Raw genomic sequence first — 19,715 nt, forward strand, 5'->3', positions numbered from 1 at the left:
CACCCCGGCCTCACACGGCGGGTGGGCGGCGGTCAGCGCCGGGTGAGGCCCACGAGCGGGATCGTCCGGTCGGTCCTGCGCTCGTAGTCGGCGAAGCCGCCGTTGTTCTCCTTGATCCAGGTCCAGACGCGGTCGCGGTCGGCCTCGTCGAGCTCGGCCGCATGCACCGGCACGGTCTCGACCCCGCCCTCGCCGTCGGCGATCTCGGCGGTGACGTCCGGGTTCGCCATCAGGTTGTGGAACCACGCGGGGTGGCGCGGCGCGCCGGCCGCGGAGGCGACGACGACCCAGCGGTCACCGTCGGCGAACCAGCGCAGCGGCGCGATCCGCTCGGCGCCGCTCTTCGCGCCGACGTGGTGGACCAGGATCATCGGCAGGCCGGTGAACGGCTCGCCGACCCGGCCGTCGTTCTCGCGGAACTCGCGGATCACCCTGGTGTTGAAGTCCTCTGCCATGGCCCCATGCTGTCAGGCGGGCGCCCCGCCGGGGGCGAACACGACCCAGCAGGCGGCGAGCGTCGCGGCGAACGCGACGAGGACGAACACCGCTGCCCACGCCCCGCCGCCGAGCGGGGTGAGCTCGGCGAGCCGGTCGGCGTCGGAGTGGCGCAGTCGGCCCCCGCGACGGCCGCGGCGCAGCTCCAGACAGGCCTTCACCCCGCCGAACAGCAGGAACCAGGTCAGCGCGGCGGCGAACCCGGTCCGCAGGTCGGCCGGGGCACGCAGCGCGACGAGCACGAGCACCGCCCCGGTCGCGACGACGGCCAGCCCGCCGTAGAGGTTGCGGATCTGCAGCAGCGTCGCGGCCAGCAGCACCACCGCGATCCACAGCATCGCCTGCGCCTCGTCCGCCGCGACCAGCACCGCACCGCCGAGGCCGAGCAGCGGCGGGAAGACGTAGCCGGCGAAGAACATCGCGACCACCCCGGGCCCGCGCCCCGCGCCGGTGGAGTGCGTGACGCCGGAGGAGTCGACGTGCAGCCGGATCCCGGCCAGGCCCCGCCCGACCAGGACCGCGACGAGTGCGTGCCCGCCCTCATGGGCGATCGTGACCGCGGTGCGCGTCAGCCGCCAGGTCGGCCGCCACGCGACGACCGTCAGGGCCAGCAGCGCGGCCAGCAGCGACGCCGGCCGGGCCGCGACGAGTTCGTACCCGCGGGTGATCACGTCGAGGTCTGCCACGGACCCCAGTGAACCAGCGGGGTCCGGTCACGCCGCGCCGAGGATCTCCTCGACCGCCTCCAGCGCCGAGTCGGTGTCGTCCGCCAGGTACATGAGGTCGACGAAGGTGTGGTCGACGTCGGTGTCGGTGGCCGCCCGGCGCACCAGCGCGGCGGCGTCGGCGGCGGTCTCCCCCGGCTTCGGGTTCACCCGCAGCACCGCACCGACCGCGTCGGCGGGGCGGCCCGCCTCGGCCGCGGCGGCACGCAGGTCCGCCCAGGGCGCGGAGACCGCGGCGTCGAGGTCGGTGACGTCGGAGGTGACGACCGGCAGGAACCCGTCGGCCCGTTCCGCGATCCTGCGGCGCGCCCGGGGGCTGAAGCCGCCCAGGTAGACCGGCACGTGCTGCGGCCGGGCGTGCACGTACGACGGCGCGACGCTCGCGAACCGCCCGGTGAACTCCACCGGGTCGTCGTGCCACCAGGTGTCGAACAGGTCGAGGGTCTCGTCGAGGCGGGCGCCGCGCTCACCCATCGGGACCCCGACCGCGTCGTACTCCTCGGGCGACCAGCCGATGCCGAGGCCCAGCAGCAGCCGTCCGCCCGACAGGTTGTCGATCGTCGCCGCCTGCCGGGCCAGCAGCGCCGCCGGGTACCAGGGCGCGTTGAGCGTGCTGGTGCCGAGCTGCACCCGCGCGGTGACGGCGGCCGCCGCGGTCAGCAGCGCCAGCGGGTCGTGCGCGGCGGTGAACTGCTCGGGCACGCTGCCCGGGCCGCCGGGCCCGCCGCCGTAGCCGACCGTCGGGTCGACGGCCACCAGCAGCCGGTCGCCCGTCCACAGGCTCGCCGCGCCGCGCTCCTCGGCGCCCGCCGCGAACCGCATCGTCCCGTCCACGTGGGCCGCGGACGCACCGAACTGCGGGATCCCGAAACCGATTCGCACTTGACCTCCAGCCGCTGGAACACCCGACGCTGTACCCGTGACCGCACCACCTACCGATGATCACCCTGTCACGCTGACGATCGGGCAGCTCGCCCGGCGCAGCGAGGTCCCCGTGCGCACGCTCCGTTTCTGGTCGGACGAGGGGCTCGTCCCCGCCGACCGCAACGGCGCGGGCCACCGGGTCTACGGACCGGCCGCGGTCGCACGGCTCGACCTCGTGCGCACCCTGCGCGAGCTCGGCCTGGGCCTGGACGACGTGCGCGCCGTGCTGTCCCGCCGACGGGGGGTCGGCGAGATCGCGGCGGCACACGTCCGGGCCCTGGACGACCGGATCCGCGAGCTACGGGCGCAGCGGGCGGTGTGCGCACTGCTCGCCCGCAACGGAACCGGTGACACCCCACCCGACGAACGGAGCGTGACCCTGATGAACGACCTCGCCCGGCTGTCCGCGGCGCAGCGGCAGCACCTGATCGACGAGTTCGTGAACGAGGCCTTCGCCGGCATCGACGCCGACGCGCCCGGCGCGGGCATCGCCACCGCGATGCGGTCGATGCCCGCCGAGCTGCCCGACGACCCGACCCCGGAACAGGTCGGGGCCTGGGTGGAGCTGGCCGAGCTGGTCGGCGACCCCGGCTTCCGGGCCCGCTGCCGGGAGATGGCCGTCGCCGGCGCCACCGTCCCGGCGCACCGCGAGCGGCAGGCCGACCCGGCCGCGGTGGCCGAGCACGCCGGTGGCGCGCTCGCCGCGGGCGTCGACCCGGCCTCGCCCGCGGCCGCCGCGGCGCTGGCGCGGATCCCCGGCGTCGCCGGACTGTCGATGGGCGAGCGGACCGCCTGGGCGGACACGGTCGACCTGTTCGCCGACCGCCGCGTCGAGCGCTACTGGACGCTGCTCGGGGTGCTCAACGGTTGGCCGGCCCGGGAGCCGGCGATCCCCGCGTTCGAGTGGTTCGCCACGGCGCTGCGCTCGGCACCGGCCGGTCAGTCCTCGGACCAGCCGTAGAACACCCGCTCGACGACCGCGCGGGCCCGCCGCGTGACGCGCTTGTAGTCGTCGAGGAACTCCCCCGGGTCGCCGCCCGCCGGGTACCCGAGCGCGACGGCGACGGCGGCCAGCTCCCGCCCCGAACGCGGGAGCTGGTCGCCGGGCTTGCCCTTGACCAGCATGATCGCGTTGCGGGCCGCGGTCGCGGTGCGCCAGCCCTCCTCCAGCTCGGCGGCGTCCCCGGCGCTGATCAGCCCGGCCTCCGCGGCCTCGTGCAGCCCGTGCAGCGTCGACGGGGTGCGCAGCTCGGGGACGTCGCCCGCGTGCTGGAGCTGCAGCAGCTGCACCGTCCACTCGACGTCGGCCAGCCCGCCCAGGCCGAGCTTGGTGTGGGTGGTGCGGTCCGCGCCGCGGGGCAGCCGCTCGGCGTCGACCCGGGCCTTGATCCGGCGGATCTCCGACACCGCGGCCGCCGACACGCCGTCGGCCGGGTAGCGGATCGGGTCGACCAGCGCGGTGAACTCGCGGCCCAGCGTCCGGTCCCCCGCGATCGGGCGGGCCCGCAGCAGCGCCTGGGCCTCCCACACCTCGCCCCAGCGGGCGTAGTACTCGCGGTAGGAGGCCAGGGTGCGCACCATCGGCCCGGACCGGCCCTCCGGGCGCAGGTCCGCGTCGACCGACAGCTCCGGATCCGGGCTGGGGGAGCCGAGCAGCCGCCGCACGCGTTCCACCACCCGGGTCGCCCACCTCACCGCGGTGTGGTCGTCGACGCCCTCGGCGGGCCTGCAGACGAACATCACGTCGGCGTCGCTGCCGTAGCTGGACTCGCCGCCGCCGAGGCGGCCCATCCCGATCACCGACAGGACGGCCGGGCGCTCGGGCTCCGCGCGCAGCACCGCGTCCAGGGTCGCGGCCAGCACCGCCTCGTTGACCGAGCTCAGCGCCGTGCACACCGCGTCGACGGGCAGCAGGCCGAGCAGGTCGGCGCAGGCGATCCGCAGCATCTCGTGGCGGCGGTAGGACCGCGCCGACGCCACCGCGGCCTCCGGCGTGCTCTGCCGGGCGACGGTGGTGCGCAGCGCCATCGACACCTCGGCCGGGTCCCGGGTCAGCTCCGGGCTCTGCACCCCCGAGGAGGTCGCCAGCATCCGCAGCACCTCCGGCGCGCGGGCCAGCAGGTCCGGGACCAGGGCCGACGTCCCGAGCAGCGTCATCAGCCGCTGCGCGACCGCGCCCTCGTCGCGCAGCAGCCGCAGGTACCAGGGGGTGTCGGCGAGCGCCTCGGACACCCGCCGGTAGGCGAGCAGGCCGCGGTCGGGGTCGGGGCTGCGCGACAGCGAGTCCAGCAGCACCGGCAGCAGCGCCCGCTGGATCGACGCGGCCCGTGACACCCCGCCGGTGAGCGCCCGCAGGTGCCCGAGCGCCCCCTCCGGCGACGCCCAGCCCAGCGCCTTCATCCGTGCCCTCGCCGCCTCCGGAGACAGCACGGCGTCGGCGCCGTCGGCGGCCAGCCGGGACACCGCCGACAGCAGCGGCCGGTAGAACAGCTTCTCGTGCAGCCGGGTGACGCGGCGCGCGTTGCGCTGCCACTCGTCGACCAGCACCCCGACGACGTCGCGGCGCCCGTCCGGGCGGATCCGCGCGGCCCGGGCGAGCCAGCGCAGTCCGTCGACGTCGTCGGCGGCCGGGAGCAGGTGGGTGCGGCGCAGCTTCTGCAGCTGCAGCCGGTGCTCCAGCAGGCGCAGGAACCGGTAGGACGCGGCGAGGTTGGCGCCGTCGTCGCGGCCGACGTAGCCGCTCTCCGACAGCGCGGCCAGCGCGACCAGGGTGTTGCCCGAGTGCAGCGAGTCGTCGCCCCGGCCGTGCACCAGCTGCAGCAGCTGGACGGCGAACTCGACGTCGCGCAGCCCGCCGCGGCCGAGCTTCAGCTCGCGTTCGCGCTGCTCGGAGGGGATGTTCTCGATGACCCGGGCCCGCATGGCCTGCACGTCGGTGACGAAGTCGTCGCGGGTGGAGGCCTGCCACACCATCGGCGACAGCGCCTCGACGTAGGCGGCGCCGAGCTCGCGGTCCCCGGCGATCGGGCGGGCCTTGAGCAGCGCCTGGAACTCCCAGGTCTTCGCCCACCGCTTGTAGTACGCCACGTGCCCGTCGAGGGTCCGCACGAGTGCGCCCTGGCGGCCCTCGGGGCGCAGGTTCGCGTCGACCTCGAAACAGGCCTCCCCCGCGATGCGCATGACCCGCGACGCGAGCTTCGTCGCGGCCTGGGTGAGATCCCCGCCGGGTTCGGCGACGAACACGACGTCGACGTCGGAGACGTAGTTGAGCTCCCGGCCACCGCACTTGCCGAGCCCGATCACCGCGAGCCGCAGCTCCTCGGGCGGGTCCTGCTCGGCCGCGGCCACCGCCAGCGACGCCGACAGCGCGGCCTCGGCGAGGTCGGCGAGCTGGGCGGCGACGTCGTCGACCTCCATCACCGGCAGACCCGGGTCGCCGACGGCGGCCAGGTCGGCCGAGGCGAGGCCGAGCAGCTCGTCGCGGTAGGCCGTGCGCAGCGCCGCGACGGCCTCGGCGCCGGTCAGCGACGCCCGCGCTCCGCCGGCCGTCCCCGGCGGCGGCGCGGCCGGGTCGGCCCCGACCGCGCGCAGCAGGTTCGCGGTGCGCCGGGCCAGGTCCGGCGGCGGGTTCCCGCGCTCGGCGGTGTCGGCCAGCAGCGGCCAGCGGTCCGGGTGGCCGACGAGGTGGTCGCCCAGCGCCGTCGACGACCCCAGGGTCGCCAGCAGCCGCCCCCGCAGCCCGCGGTCGGTGCGCAGCGCCCGGTCGATCGCGGGCCACGGGGCGGTCTGCGCCAGCCGCTCGACCGCCCGCAGGGCGAGGGACTGGTCGGGGCTGCGGGCCAGCGCCCACATGATCTCCTCGCAGCCGGGCGCCGGCCCGTCGGTCGCCCACCAGCCCAGACCGCGCAGGGTCGTGGCCGCGTCCTCACCGGTGAGGCCGAGCCGGGCGAGCGAGGTCCCCGTGCGACGGTCCATGACCGGTGATCCTGCCCCATCGCGGGCCGCCCTTCCCTCAGGGGCGTCCAGCGGTCAGGCTCGGGGGCATGCACGTCGTGATCGTCGGTGGGGGTATCGGAGGACTGACCACGGCCCTGGCCCTCGAGCGGGCCGGGATCGGGTCCACGGTCCTGGAGCAGGGGTCCGGCGCGGGCGAGCTCGGTGTCGGGTTCAACCTGCTGCCGCACGCCGTACGGGTGCTCGACGGGCTCGGCCTGTCCGCGGAGCTGGCCGACGTCGGCATCGCGACCACCGACCTCACCTACGCCCACCGGCTCGGGCAGCCGATCCTGCGCAGACCCTGCGGGGTGGCGGCCGGCTTCGCGTTCCCGCAGGTCGCCGGGCACCGCGGCCGGGTGCACCGGATGCTCACCGACGCCGTGCGCGCACGGCTGGGGTCCGACGCGATCCGCACCCGGCACCTGGTCGCCGGCGTCGAGCACTCCGACGGGGGTGTCCGGGTCCGCTTCGCCGACGACGCCCTGCCGGAGGCGACCGGCGACGTGCTGGTCGGCGCGGACGGCATCCACTCCGCGGTGCGGGCGGGCCTGTTCCCGGGCGAGGGACCGCCGCACTGGAACGGGGTGTCGATGTGGCGCGGCGCGACGGACTGGCCGGCGTTCCGCGGGGGCCGCTCGATGGTCGTCGCGGGCGGGAACGCCGCCAAGCTGGTGGTCTATCCGGTCGGCGCCGGCAGCGCGCCGGGGACGGTCCTCACGAACTGGGCGGTGTGCATCGCGACCGACGCCGACGGCGACCCCGCCCCGCAGCGCCAGGACTGGTCACGGCCCGCCGACCGCGACGAGACCCTCGCCCACGCCCGCCGCTTCCACCTCGACGACGTCGACCACCTCGCGCTGGTCGCCGCGACACCGGAGATCTTCGAGTTCCCGATGTGCGACCGGGACCCGCTGCCGCGCTGGTCGCACGGGCGGGTCACCCTGCTCGGCGACGCCGCGCACCCGATGGTCCCGATGGGCTCCAACGGCGCCGGGCAGGCGATCCTCGACGCCGAGTCGCTCGCCCGGCACCTGGCCGCGGGCGGCGACCCGGCGGCGGCGCTGGCCGCGTACGAGGCCGAACGGCTGCCGATGACCGCCGACGTCGTGCTCCGCAACCGCGTGGGTGGCCCGGAACGGGTCATCGACGAGGTCGAGCGCCGCGCACCCGACGGCTTCGACGACCTCGACGCGGTGATCACCGGCGGGGAGCTCGAGGAGATCTTCGCCGGCTACCACCGCGCGTCGGGCAACACCCGCTAGGGCGTGTCCTGTAAGGGTTCTGACCTGCTGTCGGTGATCATGCTCGGGTGGTGGGTCGGGGTGAGCTGACGGACAAGGCCTGGGCGCGAATCGAGCCGTTGCTGCCCCCGGTCGCAGGGCGAGGCCGGCGGTGGCGCGATCACCGTCAGGTGATCAACGCGATCCTGTGGAAGCTGCGCACCGGCGCCCCGTGGCGCGACCTGCCCGAGCGCTACGGACCCTGGAAGACCGCGCATGAACGCCTGCGGATCTGGACCGCGGACGGCACCTGGGAACGCATCCTCGACGACGTGATCGTCAAGGATGACGCCGTCGGGAACGTGGAGTGGACCTTCAGCATCGATTCCAGCAGCGTCCGGGCTCACCAGCACTCCGCCGGTGCCCGGAAAAAGGGGGCTGCACCACTGGGTGGGTCGAAGCCCTCGCCGTCGACGGAGAAGCCCTCGGACGGTCCCGTGGCGGGCTGACCAGCAAGATTCATCTCGCGGTCGATGGGCGCGGACTGCCGATGTCGGTGATCCTCACCCCGGGCCAGGCCGGGGACAACCCACAACTGCTCCCGCTGCTCGATCAGATCGTGGTCGGCCGAGACGGACCCGGCCGACCACGCACCCGGCCCGACCGGGTGCTGGCCGACAAGGCCTACTCCCACCCCTCGACCCGCGCGGCGCTACGCCGGCGCCGCATCGCGTTCACCAGCCCCGAACGCAGCGACCAGATCCAGCGCCGACGCGCGAAGGGCCCCCGCGGCGGTCGCCCACCGGCGTTCGACCCGGCCCTCTACACCAGTCGCAACGTGGTCGAACGCTGCTTCAACCGGCTCAAACAGTTCCGCGCCCTCGCCACCCGCTACGCGAAGCGCGTGGCCTACTACCGATCGGAGATCATCATCGCCGCGACCGTGTTGTGGCTGCGCACCGACTTACAGGACACGCCCTAGTCGGCGCCGGGGACGCTGCCCGGCGGCAGGAAGTCGACGTCGTGCAGCGCCGACTGCCGCACGACCTCGGCCGGGTCGGTCAGGTCGTGCAGCCGGTCGAACAGCGACGCCAGCCGGCCGGCCGGGCTGACCCAGAACAGCGCGCGGGCGTCGCCCTGCTCCTTGTTGTAGTAGGCGTGCGGCAGGCCCTTGGGCATGAGGACGGTGTCGCCCGGCCCGGCCTTCTCCCACTGCCCGTCCAGGTAGAGCGTGAACACGCCGTCGAGGACGTGGATGTGCTCGTCCTGGGTCGGGTGCACGTGCGGCGGGACGCCCGTGCCGGGCGGGTCGAGGGTCTCGAAGGCGAAGCTGGTCTCGCTGACGGCCTTCGCCCAGTAGGTGTGGCCCAGCACGTTCCACACCCGCTTGTACTGGCCCTCACCGGCCCGCGTGATGCCCTTGGGCAGCGGGCCCAGGATGATCTCGTCCGAGAAGTCGGTCACAGCACGGGAAGATACGTCGCGAGCTCGTGCGGCGTCACGTTCCGGCGGTAGGCGTCCCACTCGGCCCGCTTGTTCCGCAGGAAGAAGTCGAACACGTGCTCGCCGAGGTACTCGGCGACGAGCTCACTCTTCTCCATGACGTCGAGGGCCTCGGTGAGGTTCTGCGGGAGCAGCTCGTAGCCCAGCGCCCGGCGCTCGGTGTCGGTCAGGGCCCACACGTCGTCCTCGGTGGGCGGGGGCAGCTCGTAGCCCTTCTGGATGCCGGTGAGGCCGGCGCCCAGGATGACCGCGTAGGCGAGGTAGGGGTTGCACGCGGAGTCCAGCGTCCGGACCTCCACCCGGCGCGAGGACGACTTGCCCGGCGAGTACATCGGGACCCGGACCAGCGCGGAGCGGTTCGCGTGGCCCCAGGACACCGCGGTCGGGGCCTCGCCGCCGGTGATGAGGCGCTTGTAGGAGTTGACCCACTGGTTGGTGACCGCGGTGATCTCCCGGGCGTGCTTGAGCACGCCGGCGACGAACGCCTTGCCGGTCGCGGACAGCTCGTAGGGATCGTCCGGGTCGTGGAAGGCGTTGTGGTCGCCCTCGAACAGCGAGAAGTGCGTGTGCATGGCCGAGCCGGGGTGCTCGGAGAACGGCTTGGGCATGAACGAGGCCCGCACGCCCTGGGTGAGCGCGACCTCCTTCACGACGTAGCGGAACGTCATGAGGTTGTCGGCCATGGTCAGGGCGTCGGCGTAGCGCAGGTCGATCTCCTGCTGGCCGGGGCCGCCCTCGTGGTGGGAGAACTCCACCGAGATGCCCATCGACTCCAGCGTCTCGATGGTGTTGCGCCGGAAGTGCGGGGCGACGTCGTGGCTGGCCTGGTCGAAGTAGCCGCCGGAGTCCGCCGGGACGGGCCGGGTGCCGTCGCCGGGCAGGTCGCGCAGCAGGTAGAACTCGATCTCCGGGTGCACGTAGCAGGTGAACCCGGCCTCGCCCGCCTTGTTCAGCGCGCGGGTCAGCACGTGCCGCGGGTCGGCCCAGGACGGCGACCCGTCGGGCATGGCGATGTCGCAGAACATCCGCGCCGAGTAGTGCTCGCCCGAGGCGGTCTCCCAGGGCAGCACCTGGAACGTCGACGGGTCGGGCTTGGCGACCATGTCGGACTCGTAGACGCGGGCGAAGCCCTCGATGGCCGAGCCGTCGAAGCCGATGCCCTCGGCGAAGGCGCCCTCCAGCTCGGCCGGGGCCACCGCCACCGACTTGAGGTATCCGAGCACGTCCGTGAACCAGAGACGGACGAAACGGATATCGCGTTCCTCGAGCGTGCGGAGCACGAACTCCTGCTGGCGGTCCATGCGGCGGAGCCTAGGAACCCCGTGTTACGCGGAAGTTACCGGGGTGTGCGGGCGACCCGGTCGTCGTCGCCCGCACACCCCCGACGACGGCCCTCAGCTGGGCGCGAGCGTGCACTCCGCGCCCTGCGGCGGGAGCGTGAGGTTCACCAGATAGTCGATCGCGAGCTTGTCGGTGCACGCGTCACCCTGCAGTGACGCGGTGTGCTGGTTGCCGTTGACCGTGATCAGGCTGCCGTTCAGCTGCTGGGCCAGGTCGACCCCGGCCTGGTACGGCGTGGCCGGGTCACCGGTGACCGACACCACGACGACCGGCGGGAGCCCGTCGACCTTCGGCGTGTGCGGCTCGCTGGTGGGCGGGACCGGCCAGAACGCGCACGCGTCGCGGGCACCGACCGGGCCGCGGCCGGTGGAGCGGAACGGGGCGGCCTCGTCGGCCCGCGTCGCCAGCTCCAGGGCCTCCGACGGCTCCTTCAGCGCCGGCTGGTTCACACAGCTGATCGACTGGAAGGCCTGCAGCATGTTCGAGTAGCGGCCCTGGTCGTCGCGCTCGTAGTAGAGGTCGGCCAGGCGCATCAGCAGGTCGCCGTTGCCGTTCGCGACCTGCGAGATCCCCTGCTGCAGCGCGGGCCACAGCTGGGAGACGTAGAGCGCCTGGCTGACGCCGGTCTGGGCGTCGGAGAAGCTCAGGACGCGCCCGTCTCCGACCTTCGCGGGCGTGTCGATCAGTGGCCGCATCACCGTCTGGAACGCCTGGGTCGCCTTCGCCGGGTCGGTGCCCAACGGGCAGCCGGGGCGGCTGGTGCAGTCCTCGGCGAAGTTGTCGAACGCGAGCTGGAACCCGGCGTTCTGCTTGACCGTGGAGTCGATGGTCGACTGCGTCGGGTCGATCGCGCCGTCGAGCAGCAGCGCGCGGACGTTCTGCGGGAACGCCTCGGCGTAGGCGGTGCCGAGCTCGGTGCCGTAGGAGAAACCGGCGTAGGTCATCTTCTGGTCGCCGACGGCGGCCCGCATGACGTCCATGTCCTTCGCGACGTCACGGGTGCCGACGTTCGCCAGCACGTCGGCCCCGGTGCGCTGGGTGCAGCGCTCGGCGAACTGACGGCTGTCGGCCTCGGCGGCGGCGACCCCGGCGGGCGAGGGGTCGGCGAAGACCTTGGTGCGCTCCTCGTCGTTCTCCGCGTCGGTGAGGCACTGGATCTTCGGCAGACTCGCACCGGTGCCACGGGGGTCGAACCCGACCAGGTCGAACCGGTCCCCCAGACCGTTGGTGGCCCAGGTGGCGGCCTGGCGCGCGACGAACGAGGTGCCCGAGGCACCGGGGCCGCCCGGGTCGGCGAACAGCGAGCCGATCTTCGCTCCGGTCGCCTTCTTGCGCAGCAGCGCGATCTGCATCGTCTTCCCGTCGCCGGGCCGGGCGTAGTCCTGCGGGACGGTCACCCGGGTGCAGTCGAACTGCGGGTCGGCGTAGGTCTGCGCGTCGTCCGCGGTGGGGGCGTAGTCCGCGCAGGGGCCCCACTGCAGCTGCTGGTCGTAGAACTGCGCCAGCTCCGGCGGGTTCTGCGCGGCCTGCGGCTGGTCGCCGGTGCCCGCGTCGGCGCACGCGCCGACCAGGACGAGGGTCGCCGCACCGAGCACGGCGAGCGCGGCCGGACGCGCCCGCCGGCGGGCCGGGGCCGGTGTCTCTCGTCGGTGGGCACGTCGTCGCAACAGCCGAGGGAGCATGACCGTGAGCATGCCACCGACCCCCGACGGTGACCGGTCGCGGGTCACGGCCCGGGTGAGGGTGCCCACACCACGGGGCGGTCGGGGCCCGTGCGCTGCCACCCTGGCGTCCGCCATCGACGGCGAACCCGGGGACCCACGACCAGCGTGGGCCTCGAGGCACGGAAGGAGCTCACCGGTGAGCACACAGGAGAGCGGAGAGGTGGCGGCCCCGTACCGGGCGCCCGCGACCCCGCCGAAGCGGACCCGCGTCCACCACCTGCTGCAGTGGAAGCAGGAGGGCCGGCGCTGGCCCATGCTGACCGCCTACGACGTCTACTCCGCCGAGATCTTCGACGACGCCGGCATCCCGGTGCTGCTCGTCGGCGACTCCGCGGGCAACAACGTGTTCGGCCACGACAACACCATCCCGGTCACGGTCGACGACCTGGTCCCGCTGACCCGCGCCGTGGTGCGCGGCGCCCGCAGCGCGCTCGTCGTCGCCGACCTGCCGTTCGGCAGCTACCAGATCTCCCCCGCGCAGGCGCAGGAGACGGCGTTCCGGTTCATGAAGGAGGGTGGGGCGCACGCGGTCAAGCTCGAGGGCGGTGCGCGCTTCGCGCCGCAGGTCGAGGCGCTCACCGCGTCCGGCGTGCCGGTGATGGGCCACCTCGGGTTCACCCCGCAGAGCGAGCACGCGCTGGGCGGGTTCCGCATCCAGGGCCGCGGCGACGCCGCCGACCGGCTCGTCGAGGACGCGCTGGCCGTGCAGGAGGCGGGCGCGTTCGCCGTCGTGATGGAGATGGTGCCCGCCGACGTCGCCAAGCGGGTGACCGGGGAGCTGCGCATCCCGACCGTCGGCATCGGCGCCGGGCCCGACTGCGACGCCCAGGTCCTCGTCTGGTCGGACATGGCCGGGATGAACCGCGGGAAGGTGCCGCGCTTCGTCAGGAAGTACGCGGAGCTCGGCTCGGCCCTGCACGACGCGGCGGCCGCGTTCGCCGCCGACGTGGCGCACGGCGAGTACCCCGCCGAGGAGCACAGCTACCGCTGAGCCCGACCGGGGCCCCGGCGCGCGTCGCCGGGGCCCGGCCGGCCGGGCGGGACCGGTTCAGCCTGCGCCGTGCGTCGCCGGGTGCCCCAGCCCCGGGATGCCGCCGCCCGCGCGGTGGCGGGCCAGCATCCGGTCCGCGGGGGTCTCGCGGCGCGCCAGCCGCCGTGCCAGCGACGCCAGCCGCGCGCCGTGGGCGTCGTCGCCGGCCAGCGCGGCGGTCGCGGCGTCGAGGACGGCCTGCGACCCCGCCCGCACCGCCGGGTCGGCCCAGCCCCGCAGCGCCGAGCGGCGGTGCGCCGCCGTGTCCGGGGTCCGGCGCCGGCCGGGCAGCGTGTCGTCGCGCAGCAGGCCGGTCAGCAGGCTCAGCAGCGCCGCGGGCAGGTCGGTGCCCACGCCGTCGGCGGGTTCCTCCCCCGCGACCGCCGGGACGGCGTCGAACGCCTTGAACTCGATCCGCCCCACCTCCCCGGGGATCCCCGCGTGCCGCACCAGGGTGGGGTCGGTCACCAGCAGCGGGGCGTCGGGCGGCAGGTAGGCCAGCGCCGCCGGGCGCGCCCCGGTGCGACGCGCGGTGCGCGCCGACAGCCCGCCCCAGACCCGGCCGTCGCGGAACGGCGAGGAGAACGACCACGGCACCAGGTAGGGGCTGTAGAAGGTCAGCTTCGCCGCCGCGTCGGCCAGCACGGCGGGGTCGGTGCCCGACTCGGGGAAAGACAGGTTCAGGTCCGGCCCCCAGGTCACCATGTGCAGGTGCGAGGTCCGCTCCTCCGGCGAGGCCGCCATCAGCGCCCGCTCGTGGGCGTTCGGCGGGGGGTCCAGCCGGTAGGCCGACAGCTGCGGGTGGTGGGCGAACGCGACGGGGCGCAGTCCGTGCCGGGCGGCCACCGCGGCCAGGGTGACCGCGTCGGCGGCCAGCGCGTCGGCGGCGGCCTCGACCGAGTCGTGCACGCGGGTCCGGATCTCGATGCCCTTGGGGTCGAACCGGAGCAGCCCGCCGTTCTCGTCGAGGCGCTCGTAGCCCTCGGCGTACCAGCGCTTGCGGCGGATGCCGGCGTCGCCGATCCGCAGGTCGGTCTGGTCCCCGGGCAGCTCCGGCAGCTCGTCGACGACCGCCGCGACCTGCGCGTGGGTCAGCGACCGGTGGTCGGCCACCGTCCCGTCGTCCCGCAGCAGCGCGAGCTCGTGCTCGAGCCCGTAGCGCGCCTCGCCCCGCATCGACCACCCCCGGTCCCCGTCCTGGCACAGGACGTTACCGAGGCCGGGCCCGGCGCCGGCTGTGATCCGTCCCCGCACCCTCCTCACCCGTTCCGCCCTGGACAACCCCGCGACGAACGGTCAGCCTGGTGACGGCGGCCACGTCCACCAGGTGGCCGGGACCCGGAGCACACGGGAGGCGTCATGAGGCTGGGCCGCAAGATCTCCGAGGGATTCGCCGTGGACCACGAGGCCGACCGGGTGGCCGACGCCCAGGAGCGCCCGCGCCCGGCGCGCACCGTCGAGCCCGAGTTCACCGAGTGGACGCCGGCCGCCCCGCAGCCGGCGCACTCGGGGTCCCACGAGGACTGACCGGGTGCGCGGGCTGTTCCGCCGGACCCCGCTGGAGTACCCGACCGGCCCGCTGGAGGGCCACAAGCTGGCGTTCCCGATGCTGTCCGCGGACGGCACGACGGTGGGCTTCAGCGGTGTGACGCTCGGGCGGGCGCACGTCTACCGCACGGTCGACGACGCGGTGTGCGCGCACGGTTGCCGGCACGCCTGCCCGTCACGGTGGTGCGACTGCGGGTTCTACTGCTTCCACACCGCCGACGACGCCCGCGAGCTGGCGTGCGCGCCCGAGCACCAGGGCGCGATCCTGCTCGAGGTGGCCGTCTCCGGCCGGTTCCGTCGCTACGAGCTGGGCCTGCGCTACGCCCGGCAGCGGGTGCGCACGATCCGGATGCGGCCCTGCCGCTGCGGGGCGCGGGTCGCGGTGCTCGCCGACACCGGCTCCGGGCAGCACGGCTGGCGCCGACTGGAACCGGTGTGCCTGCGGTGCGCCGGGGCCCGTCCGGTGCTGTCGGCGCAGCGCTTCGCCGAGCTGGCCGAGCTCACCCTGCTGCCCGACGACGTCGCGACGGGCCCGCTGACCACGCCCGGCGACGCGGCGGGGTTCGCCGAGCACCCCGACCCGCACGGCACCGAGGCGGCCGACGGGCTGATCGGCGACCCGGTCGCCGCGGCGGGCGCGGTCGCCGTGCTCACCGCGGAGATGGCGCTGCTGCAGGCCCGGCTCGACGAGATGGCCCGCCAGCTCGGCCGGGCCACCGCACGCCTGGACGCGCTCGAGGGCCGCGACCGGCCCGCGGCGGAGCCGGGGTCAGAGCCAGACCGGTAGCGGCGGCGGGAGCTTCCCGTCGGCGTCGCGCAGGCCCTTGTCGAACGGGCGGCCGAGCAGCCAGGCGATGATGTCGTGCGCCTTGCCGCGGACCGTGCCGAGGTCGCGCGGCTCGGCGCCGTCCGGCCCGGCGGGCCCCGGCCCGAACTCCAGCGTCGCGCCGGTGCGGACCTCCTCCAGGCGCACGTGCGGGCAGCCGGGCTTGCGCTCCAGCCGCGCGACCACGTCGGCGACCAGCACCTCCCGCATCGGGATCGGCAGGTCCTTGAACGAGGCGCCGACGTCGAGGTCGACGGCGTGGATCCACACCTCGCGGGCCCGGTTCCAGGGCACCGCCGTCACCGGCATCTCGACGCCCTGCGGGTTGCGCACGGTCGCCGACCAGGCCTTCTCGGGCATCGCCCGGACCGCGTCGGCGAGCCGGTCGGAGGCGGCGACGACGTCGGCGCGGATCTCGTCGGAGCTGCGCCCGGCGCCGGCCTCGATGTCGGCGTCGCGGGACGCGGGATCGGGGTAGGCCGGGGTCTCGACGCCGGTCCGCGCCCAGGTCAGCAGGTTCACCATGGCGTCGGCGTTGCGGGCCAGGTGGGTGAGCACGTGCGCGCGGGTCCAGCCCGGCAGCGCCGACGGGGCGCGGAACGCCTCGCCCGCCATCCGGGTCATCAGCCCGCGCAGGTGGGCCTGGCCGTCGCCGGCCCAGGCCAGCGCGTCGCCCACCGGTGGCGGGACGAGGGCGCGGCCGTCGCCGGGGGTGCGCGCGGGGGTCACCGCACCGCCCGGCACACGTTGCGGCACTCGCCGATCCCCTCCACGGCGGTGACGATCTCGGCGCCGTCGGTGAGGTAGCGCGGGGGCGTGCGCGCGTCGCCGACGCCGCCGGGGGTGCCGGTGGCGATGACGTCGCCCGGGTTGAGCGTGAGGATCTCCGACAGGTAGACGACCAGGTCCACCGCGCCGAACACGAGCTGGTCGGTCGTGGAGTCCTGCATGGTCTCCCCGGACAGCTCCGAGGAGATCCGCAGCGCGCCACCGGCGGCCGGGTCGGCGGGCAGCTCGTCGGGGGTGACCAGCACCGGCCCGAGCGGCGTCGAGTGCTCCCAGGTCTTGCCCTGCAGGAACTGCTTGGTGCGCCGCTGGTAGTCGCGCATCGACACGTCGTTGAGCACGGTGTACCCGGCGATGGCGGCCGTCGCCGCCTCGCGGTCGGCGCGCCGGACCGAACGCCCGATGACGACGGCCAGCTCGGCCTCGTAGTCCACCCGGTCGGACTGCTCGGGCAGCTCGATCTCGTCGTGGGCGCCGACCAGGGCGGGCGCGAACTTGCCGAAGACCGTGGGGTACTCGGGCAGCTCGTTGCCCATCTCGAGCACGTGGTCGCGGTAGTTCAGCCCGATGCAGATGATCTTCTCGGGCGACGGCACCAGCGGCGCGTAGTCCAGGCCGGCGGTCTCGTGGACCGGGCCCGCCGCGCCCGCGGCGTGCTCGGCCCAGTCGGGGCGCTCCAGCAGCGCCCGCACGTCGGCCTCCCCCGTCTCGAGGGCGGTGTCGCCGTCGACGCGCACCGCCCGGTGCCCGGTCGCGGTCCGGATCGTCGCGAGCCTCATCGTGCGGGTGCCTCCCGGTATCGGTTGCCGTCCGGCGGAGAGTCTGCGCCACCGGGGGCCCGCGGGACAGTCAGGGGGTGGGTTACCGCGCGTCCCGGCCGGTGGACGGGCCGAACTCACCCGTACGGCTGACACCGTCGACGGACCGCGACACGCGTTCCGCCACCACGGCGACGGGGCGGCCCCGTCCGGGCATCCGCCCCGCCGGTGCGGCGCCACCCGTCCCGCCCGCAGGTGACCGCCCGCCCTCGCCGACCCGGCCTCGTGGCGGTCCGCAGCCACACCCGCTGTCCGGTGACCACACCCGTTGCAGCAGGTGTGGATGCCGGACAGCGGGTGTGGATCCGCCACGGCACTCCCACGGCCCGGCGGTGACCGACCCGGGCCGGCACCCGGGTCAGATCGCGGCGTCGTCCTCGGCGCCACCGCCGCGCACGGGCAGGTCGTCGAAGACCGCGGGCGGCTCCCGCCACGCCTGCTCCGGCGCCCCGGCGCGGGCCGCGGCGACGGCCCGCCACACCCGCTCGGGGGTGCAGGGCAGGTCGATGTGCCGCACACCCAGGTCCGACAGTGCGTCGACCACGGCGTTCTGCACCGCGGGGGTCGACCCGATCGTCGCGGACTCGCCGATGCCCTTGGCGCCGAGCGAGTTCAGCGGGGTCGGGGTCTCGGTCGTCGCGGTCTCGAAGGAGAACAGGTCGGCCGCGGTCGGGATCGTGTACGCGGCGAGGCTGGAGGTCAGGGGCTGGCCCTCGTCGTCGAACAGGACCTCCTCGTGCAGCGCCTGGGCGACGCCCTGGGCGAGCCCGCCGTGCTGCTGGCCCTCGACGAGCAGCGGGTTCAGGATCCGCCCGCAGTCGTCGACGGCGACGTGCCGGCGCGGGGTGACCCGGCCGGTGTCGGTGTCGACCTCGACCACCGACAGGTGCGCCCCGAACGGGAAGGTCGCCCCGTCCTGCGCGGAGTCGAGCCCGACGTGCAGCTCCTCCCCCGTGGCGGCGGCCTGGCGGTGCACGTCGCTCCAGGTCGCGGTCGGGCCGCCGGGCACACCGGCGACGCCGAAGATGCCCTCGTCGGTGATCTCGACGTCCTCCGCGGCGGCCTCCAGCAGGTGCGCGGCGAGCTTGCGGGCCCGCTCGTACAGCTCGTGCGCGGCCTCGGACACCGCGGTCCCGCCGAGCTGCAGCGACCGCGAGCCGCCGGTCCCGGCGCCGCGCGGGACGAGCGCGGTGTCGGACTGGACGTAGCGGATCCGGTCCATCGGGATGCCGAGCCGGTCCGACACCAGCATCGCGAACGACGTCGCGTGCCCCTGACCGTGCGCCGAGGTGCCGGCCGACACGGTCGCCGTGCCGTCGTCGTGCACGGTCACCGAGCCGTACTCGCCGCCCCCGCCCCCGGCGGTGACCTCGACGTAGACCGCGATGCCGATGCCCAGGCGCACCGGGTCGCCCGCCTCGCGGCGGCGGGCCTGTTCGGCGCGCAGCTCGTCGTAGCCGGCGATGCGCAGGGCCTCGCGCAGCGGCAGGTCGTAGTCGCCGACGTCGTAGCGGGCGCCGGTCGGGGTGGTGTACGGGAAGACGTCGGGCGCGAGCAGGTTGCGCCGGCGCAGCTCGACCGGGTCGATGCCCAGCTCGGCGGCGGCGACGTCGACCAGGCGCTCCAGGTGGGCGGCGGCCTCGGGGCGTCCCGCGCCGCGGAAGGCGCCCATCGGGGTGGTGTTGGTCAGCGCGGAGACGGCGTCGTAGCGCAGGTCCGTGATGTCGTAGACGCCGGTCGCCATGAGGTAGGTGGTGCGCAGCGGGAGCGCGCCGCCGAAGCCGGCGTAGGCCCCGGCGTCCCCGACGACCCGCACGCGCAGGCCGGTCATCCGGCCGTCGCGGGTGAGGCCGAGCTCGTAGTAGCCGACCTGGCCGCGGCCGTGCGGCATCGAGACGAGGTTCTCCGAGCGGGTCTCGACCCAGGCCAGCGGCCGCCCCAGCGCCCGGGCGGCGGCGACGGTGGCGGTGTGCTCGGCGAGCACACCGGCCTTCGCGCCGAACCCGCCGCCGACATGCGGGGCGATCACCCGGACCTGGTCGGCCTCCAGACCGGTCAGTCCGGCGAGCTGGGTGCGGAAGCCGTGCGGCATCTGGGTGGAGACGTGCACGGTGAGCGGGAAGTCGGTGGTGGTGGGGTCGGCGACGATCGCGTTGCCCTCCATCGGGACGGCCGCGACGCGCTGGTTCACCATCCGCGCGCGGACGACGACCTCGGCGCCGTCGAGCGGGTCGCCGGTCCCCCGCTCGCCCGCGGCCAGGTTGCTGCCCTGGTCGGGGAACTGCAGCGGGGCGTCGTCGGCGAGCGCGGCCTCGATGTCGGTGACCGCGGGCAGCGGGTCGTAGCCGACCTCGACGAGCTCGGTGGCGTCGACGGCGGCGGCGCGGCTCTCGGCGACGACCAGCGCCACCGCCTCGCCGACGAACCGCACCCGGTCGGTCGCCAGCGGCGGGCGCGGCAGCGCCGGGTTGAGGACCATCAGGCCGTGGTGGGCGGGCAGGTCGAGGTCGGCCGCGGTGTACACGGCGAGGACGCCGGGCGCGGCCGCGGCCTCGGTGGTGTCGATACCGGTGAGCAGCGCGTGCGCCACCGGCGAGCGGACGAACGCCACATGGGCCAGGCCCGCCGGTGCGTCGGCACCGTGGACCAGGTTGCCGACGAAGGTGCTCGCACCGGTGATCAGGTCGGCGTCCTCGACGCGGCGGACGGAGGTTCCCAGGATCGAGCCAGGCATGTGGCCCACACTACAGCAGTAACCGGAGGCTCGTCCGCTTAGCGC

Annotated in this window: 17 protein-coding genes; 6 read left to right on the forward strand and 11 right to left on the reverse strand. The window is 75.0% G+C overall.

From position 1 onward, the window contains the following. Window positions 1-32: 32 nt before the first annotated feature. From ZF1_RS17790 to ZF1_RS17800, 3 genes are read right to left on the reverse strand one after another with little or no spacing between them, the layout of a single operon-like run. The gene (locus tag ZF1_RS17790) at window positions 33-455 is read right to left on the reverse strand and encodes a nitroreductase/quinone reductase family protein (protein ID WP_224402117.1); all 423 of its coding nucleotides are present in this window, start codon (window positions 453-455) and stop codon (window positions 33-35) included. A 12-nt stretch (window positions 456-467) separates the two neighbouring features. After that, window positions 468-1,181, reverse strand: coding sequence for a M50 family metallopeptidase (locus tag ZF1_RS17795; RefSeq protein ID WP_482637844.1), 714 nt, complete (start codon window positions 1,179-1,181; stop codon window positions 468-470). A 27-nt stretch (window positions 1,182-1,208) separates the two neighbouring features. Then, entirely contained in the window at window positions 1,209-2,102 is an 894-nt protein-coding gene (locus tag ZF1_RS17800; protein ID WP_251785026.1) for a TIGR03619 family F420-dependent LLM class oxidoreductase, read from the reverse strand. Window positions 2,103-2,139: 37 nt separating this feature from the next. On the opposite strand from ZF1_RS17800, the gene ZF1_RS17805 reads away from it, so the two are divergent. Continuing rightward, on the forward strand, window positions 2,140-3,105 hold the full coding sequence (locus ZF1_RS17805) for a MerR family transcriptional regulator (protein ID WP_482637845.1): 966 nt from the start codon (window positions 2,140-2,142) through the stop codon (window positions 3,103-3,105). Here ZF1_RS17805 and ZF1_RS17810 read toward each other — a convergent pair. Then, window positions 3,084-6,119 carry a bifunctional [glutamine synthetase] adenylyltransferase/[glutamine synthetase]-adenylyl-L-tyrosine phosphorylase gene (locus tag ZF1_RS17810; RefSeq protein ID WP_482637846.1) on the reverse strand — a complete coding sequence of 1,012 codons (3,036 nt, stop codon included), beginning with the start codon at window positions 6,117-6,119 and terminating at the stop codon, window positions 3,084-3,086. The genes ZF1_RS17805 and ZF1_RS17810 overlap by 22 nt on opposite strands. Before the next feature lie 68 nt (window positions 6,120-6,187). Between ZF1_RS17810 and ZF1_RS17815 the strand changes: the two genes are divergently transcribed. Next, window positions 6,188-7,402: an FAD-dependent monooxygenase gene (locus tag ZF1_RS17815; protein WP_482637847.1), complete on the forward strand. Its 1,215-nt coding sequence runs from the start codon at window positions 6,188-6,190 to the stop codon at window positions 7,400-7,402. 50 nt (window positions 7,403-7,452) lie between these two features. Next, window positions 7,453-8,342, forward strand: a protein-coding gene (locus tag ZF1_RS17820) for an IS5 family transposase (RefSeq protein ID WP_482638720.1) whose coding sequence is annotated in 2 segments (ribosomal slippage) — window positions 7,453-7,825 and window positions 7,825-8,342 — 891 coding nt in all. Because the reading frame shifts where the segments join, the coding sequence is not laid out codon by codon here. Here the strand turns inward: ZF1_RS17820 and ZF1_RS17825 are convergent. From ZF1_RS17825 to ZF1_RS17835, 3 genes are all read right to left on the reverse strand, one after another. Then, window positions 8,339-8,824 (reverse strand): cupin domain-containing protein, encoded by a 486-nt coding sequence (locus ZF1_RS17825; RefSeq protein WP_208822393.1) that lies wholly within the window; start codon window positions 8,822-8,824, stop codon window positions 8,339-8,341. The genes ZF1_RS17820 and ZF1_RS17825 overlap by 4 nt on opposite strands. Next, a complete protein-coding gene (gene glnA, locus ZF1_RS17830) occupies window positions 8,821-10,164 on the reverse strand; it encodes a type I glutamate--ammonia ligase (RefSeq protein ID WP_073574178.1) in 1,344 nt (447 codons plus the stop codon). The genes ZF1_RS17825 and glnA overlap by 4 nt, the downstream gene beginning before the upstream one ends. A gap of 93 nt (window positions 10,165-10,257) precedes the next feature. After that, window positions 10,258-11,886 carry an alpha/beta hydrolase gene (locus ZF1_RS17835; RefSeq protein WP_482637848.1) on the reverse strand — a complete coding sequence of 543 codons (1,629 nt, stop codon included), beginning with the start codon at window positions 11,884-11,886 and terminating at the stop codon, window positions 10,258-10,260. A 178-nt stretch (window positions 11,887-12,064) separates the two neighbouring features. On the opposite strand from ZF1_RS17835, the gene panB reads away from it, so the two are divergent. Continuing rightward, complete coding sequence (panB, locus tag ZF1_RS17840; RefSeq protein WP_482637849.1) at window positions 12,065-12,919, forward strand: 3-methyl-2-oxobutanoate hydroxymethyltransferase; 855 nt, start codon at window positions 12,065-12,067, stop codon at window positions 12,917-12,919. Between the two features lie 57 nt (window positions 12,920-12,976). Here the strand turns inward: panB and ZF1_RS17845 are convergent, their stop codons facing one another. Next, window positions 12,977-14,134: a glutamate-cysteine ligase family protein gene (locus ZF1_RS17845; protein WP_482637850.1), complete on the reverse strand. Its 1,158-nt coding sequence runs from the start codon at window positions 14,132-14,134 to the stop codon at window positions 12,977-12,979. A 183-nt stretch (window positions 14,135-14,317) separates the two neighbouring features. On the opposite strand from ZF1_RS17845, the gene ZF1_RS17850 reads away from it, so the two are divergent. Further along, the gene (locus tag ZF1_RS17850; RefSeq protein WP_405416510.1) at window positions 14,318-14,485 is read left to right on the forward strand and encodes a hypothetical protein; all 168 of its coding nucleotides are present in this window, start codon (window positions 14,318-14,320) and stop codon (window positions 14,483-14,485) included. Window positions 14,486-14,489: 4 nt separating this feature from the next. Continuing rightward, window positions 14,490-15,293 (forward strand): hypothetical protein, encoded by an 804-nt coding sequence (locus ZF1_RS17855; RefSeq protein WP_346109142.1) that lies wholly within the window; start codon window positions 14,490-14,492, stop codon window positions 15,291-15,293. Here ZF1_RS17855 and ZF1_RS17860 read toward each other — a convergent pair. The 3 genes from ZF1_RS17860 to ZF1_RS17870 form a co-directional block, all read right to left on the reverse strand. Beyond that, on the reverse strand, window positions 15,276-16,061 hold the full coding sequence (locus tag ZF1_RS17860; RefSeq protein ID WP_251785034.1) for a maleylpyruvate isomerase family mycothiol-dependent enzyme: 786 nt from the start codon (window positions 16,059-16,061) through the stop codon (window positions 15,276-15,278). The two genes, ZF1_RS17855 and ZF1_RS17860, sit on opposite strands and share 18 nt — an antisense overlap. Then, window positions 16,058-16,897, reverse strand: coding sequence for a fumarylacetoacetate hydrolase family protein (locus ZF1_RS17865; protein WP_346109140.1), 840 nt, complete (start codon window positions 16,895-16,897; stop codon window positions 16,058-16,060). The genes ZF1_RS17860 and ZF1_RS17865 overlap by 4 nt, the downstream gene beginning before the upstream one ends. Window positions 16,898-17,294: 397 nt before the next feature. Continuing rightward, window positions 17,295-19,670, reverse strand: a complete 2,376-nt coding sequence (locus tag ZF1_RS17870) for a xanthine dehydrogenase family protein molybdopterin-binding subunit (RefSeq protein WP_476651888.1) — start codon at window positions 19,668-19,670, stop codon at window positions 17,295-17,297. Window positions 19,671-19,715: the final 45 nt, after the last annotated feature.

This window comes from Pseudonocardia sp. ZF1 (assembly GCF_056835605.1).